This is a genomic window from Pseudomonas atagonensis (genome assembly GCF_011369485.1).
GTDB classification, from domain to species: Bacteria; Pseudomonadota; Gammaproteobacteria; order Pseudomonadales; family Pseudomonadaceae; genus Aquipseudomonas; species Aquipseudomonas atagonensis.
In genome coordinates, this window is sequence record NZ_VXCA01000051.1 from 1 (window position 1) to 3,212 (window position 3,212).

A 3,212-nucleotide genomic window follows, 5' to 3' on the forward strand; every position below is an offset into this window, starting at 1 on the left:
GCACCGGGCGTGGGTAGCGGGATCGGGATTTTGATTCCGTTGATTCCGGGGTTGGCCGCCAGCGACCTAGCTGGCAAGTTGATGGAAAAAGCCAAGGCCAATCCGACTTGGCTGGAGTTGAATTTGCATTACAACAATCTTGAACCCGTTCCCGGTGCTTCTTATCGCGTTGATTTTGCTGATGGTTCTACGCGAGAAGGTGTTCTTGATGCGGATGGGTTTGCACGTCTCGAAGATGTGCCTACGGGATCTGCCAAAATTTACTACGGTGAAGATCCGAGACCCTTTGATCGTTCCCCCGTAAGCGTCGTAGAAAGCGACGATAAAAAGATTAACGACGACCTTCGAAAAATTGGTCTAGATCCAGAAAAAGTAGACTTACAAGCACTAGTGGAGAAAGCCGCAGGGAGGCTGACATGAGTGAAATAGAAACTGGAAACAGCACCGACGGTGACGACCGCAGTGCCGCATATAAGGAAGCCGCATTAGAATTAGGGAAAGGCATCGCGTTAGGAGCGGTACCTTTTCTTGGTCAAGCGATTGATGCTTACGATACTATCGAGTCATCTATCGTTCTCTACAACTCTGATACACCGTCTAGCAAGGAAGATGCGCAGTTTGACTTGTTGATGGCTGTAATTGGTTGGATTCCTGGCCCAGGAGATGGCCTTAAGAAAAGTTTAAGGATCGTTAATAAAGATCCCCAACGTTTCGCCCCGGTGTTATTTGATCTACTCCGCTTTGTCTTAGAAGAATGTGGAATCAAGACGAGTCCAGAAGAGCTTTTAAAACAGATTTTTGACGCAGGAAAGTTACGATCTGAGTTAGACGCGATCATCATGGGGGTCAAAGGTTCTTCAACCTTCCAGAGTCTACCAGGATGGACCCAATCTACCGTAGTTACAGTATTGGCGACGTCACGCGACAACATGCCTTCTATGCTAGGAATCGTTGAGAAGCGACTGGTCAAATGGAAGGGGATGCAGCGAAACAGTTCTGGAATGGCATCAGGATCCGAGAAGCCAGCTAAAGTCAAAAAACCCGCAGGAAAGGATCCTGCGGTGGCTAATCAAGGAAACGATGGCCCTAGCAGTTCGTCCGAAAGAAAAAGCGACGCAACCAAACTTGGCCGCAATCCTAATCTCGACCTCACCAATGAGGGGCTGGGAGTAAGTGGCGAACACATTGCTGACTATTTCTGCGCCGAAGTATTAGCATGGGGCAAGGATTGGGATGGTCACGATAAGGGGGTCGATGGAACTTGGAAAAATGGAACACCAGGCTCCAGCATAATGGGCAAAATCTCTAAAGGTGGAAGCGATAAACGCTGGAATGTGCTCTATAAATTAACCGATGCGGCTAACGGCACCGGAATTGACGCTGTTTGGCGCGCGGACCCGGCAAACAACGGCAATGAAAAGTACGCAATCGTAGAAGCTAAAGCCAGTCGTGAGGAGGATGCACCTAAGTTCATGCGAAAACCTGGAAATACGCGAAAACCAAGGATTGTATCTAAACTTGGGGTTAATGGGATCGATGCTTCACTCTTGCTAGAGCCAATTGACAACGATCCGTCAAATACAGGAAAAAAAACTGGGACACAGCTTAAAAGTGGCAAAAAAGCTGTCCAGCCAACAGGCAAAAAACCACCACCAAAGATAAACGGAAAAACTGTATTGGTACAGATGAGCCGAGAGTGGATCGCCAAAAACCTTACAAAAGCGGTTCCAAAAAAACTCAAAAAAGACGTTGAATATTCATATAGCCGTCATTTATTTTTTACGCCAGTTTATCTAGAGAGTGCAGAGCAGCACGCTAAAGCCAGATTCGAAAAATCTGAAGCTTCTACTCATGCGGAACATAAAGCCATTCACTATGAAGAGCACGCAGTAAAAGAAGCCATCAACAAAAGAAAGCGATCTCTAATTAAAAAATACGGCAACCTTGAATCCCTGCAGCTTGAGGCTTGACAAATTGAAAAGACGCCAAAAATTTCTAACTGAAAAAATGTACGAAAATTTCAAGGAAGAATACGAAGACCAATTTGTATTTTGGAAAGATAAGCTTTTTAAAGCTGACTCTCCAGCACAAGAAAAATCATTGAGAGCTAAAAACTTCCAAGCACTTTATTTTGGAAACATTTTAATGCTCTACACTGCCGGAGAGGATGTAAAAAACTTAGAGCTACCCTTAGAAACTCTGATCGAGAGTTACGAAGAACTGCAGGAAAAGCTCGCAATTTACGAACAGATCCCCAACATCACTCCCTTGACCATAGATGATTGGCTGGATGAGTACGAAGAATGCGTGCAAGTAATAAGCCTCTGCATCCTCCTTCACCGCACGGATCTATTAAAGCGTTTTGTAGTCCTGATCGACAATGCCGGGTATGCAGGGGTTGACACTCTGTATGAAGATCTACTGATTAAGGTTTTACCTGATCGTCAAGACATAGATCAGTGGTACCACGACGTCTATACACCTCTAATTCAAGCAATTTATGCAGAGGACAAACAAGAAGCATCTGACTATTTAGACACGTACTGCAAAAACTGGTACCCGGCTTTTGAACAAGCACCTTGGCATGACACGCATAGCGATGGCGACGAGGGAAGTTACGTTGGGTACTGGGCACTTGAAGCAGGGGCAATAGCATTCCTTTATGGAATAGATGACAGCAAGATTAAGCACATGGTTTACCCGAAGGAATTGGTGGAGTATGCCCGAAACTACAAACCAGCCAATACATCGGAAGTATCTCGTATAGATGCAGGGCAACCATGCACCAAATCCGGCTATTGGTTCACCCCGGCTCAACCGGATTCCCGTCGCCACTTCAACTACGGCGAAATCATGCCAAGTTTCAGTGATTCAAAATGGGGCGATACAATTTGGTATTGGTCAGGAGAGGAATAGAATGTCCTGCCATTCGCTCAGAGCGTGCAGACTCTGAGCGCGTGGGATGGCACTACCGCCCTGCCCTCGAACACCCGAAACCGAAAGTCCTCGGCAGCCAGACCGCCATCGTCACCGGCCCCGCTGGCGAAGAAATTCACTGCGACGAATACGGCCGCATCAAGGTGCAGTTCCACTGGGACCGCGAAGGCCAGGCCAACGACAAAACCACCTGCTGGATGCGCGTCGCCAGCGGCTGGGCCGGCGCGGCCTACGGCGGCATCGCCATCCCGCGGGTCGGCATGGAAGTCCTCGTC

The 3,212-nt window shown here is 47.6% G+C and carries 2 protein-coding genes and 2 pseudogenes; all 4 read left to right on the top strand.

Annotated elements, in window-relative coordinates; all coding sequences use genetic code 11:
* Positions 1-420, top strand: a pseudogene (locus F2P67_RS27110) (type VI secretion system tip protein VgrG); the annotation flags it as partial.
* Complete coding sequence (locus F2P67_RS27115) at positions 417-1,970, top strand: hypothetical protein (RefSeq protein ID WP_166226249.1); 1,554 nt, start codon at positions 417-419, stop codon at positions 1,968-1,970. The pseudogene F2P67_RS27110 and the gene F2P67_RS27115, both read left to right, overlap by 4 nt.
* Before the next feature lie 4 nt (positions 1,971-1,974).
* A complete protein-coding gene (locus F2P67_RS27120; RefSeq protein WP_166226252.1) occupies positions 1,975-2,916 on the top strand; it encodes a PoNe immunity protein domain-containing protein in 942 nt (313 codons plus the stop codon).
* Positions 2,917-2,969: 53 nt separating this feature from the next.
* A pseudogene (locus F2P67_RS27125) lies at positions 2,970-3,212 on the top strand (phage baseplate assembly protein V); the annotation flags it as partial.

What these genes read in the sequence shown, in the direction of transcription:
- F2P67_RS27115 (WP_166226249.1), top strand. Translation starts at nt 417, where the DNA reads ATGAGTGAAATAGAAACTGGAAACAGCACCGACGGTGACGACCGCAGT.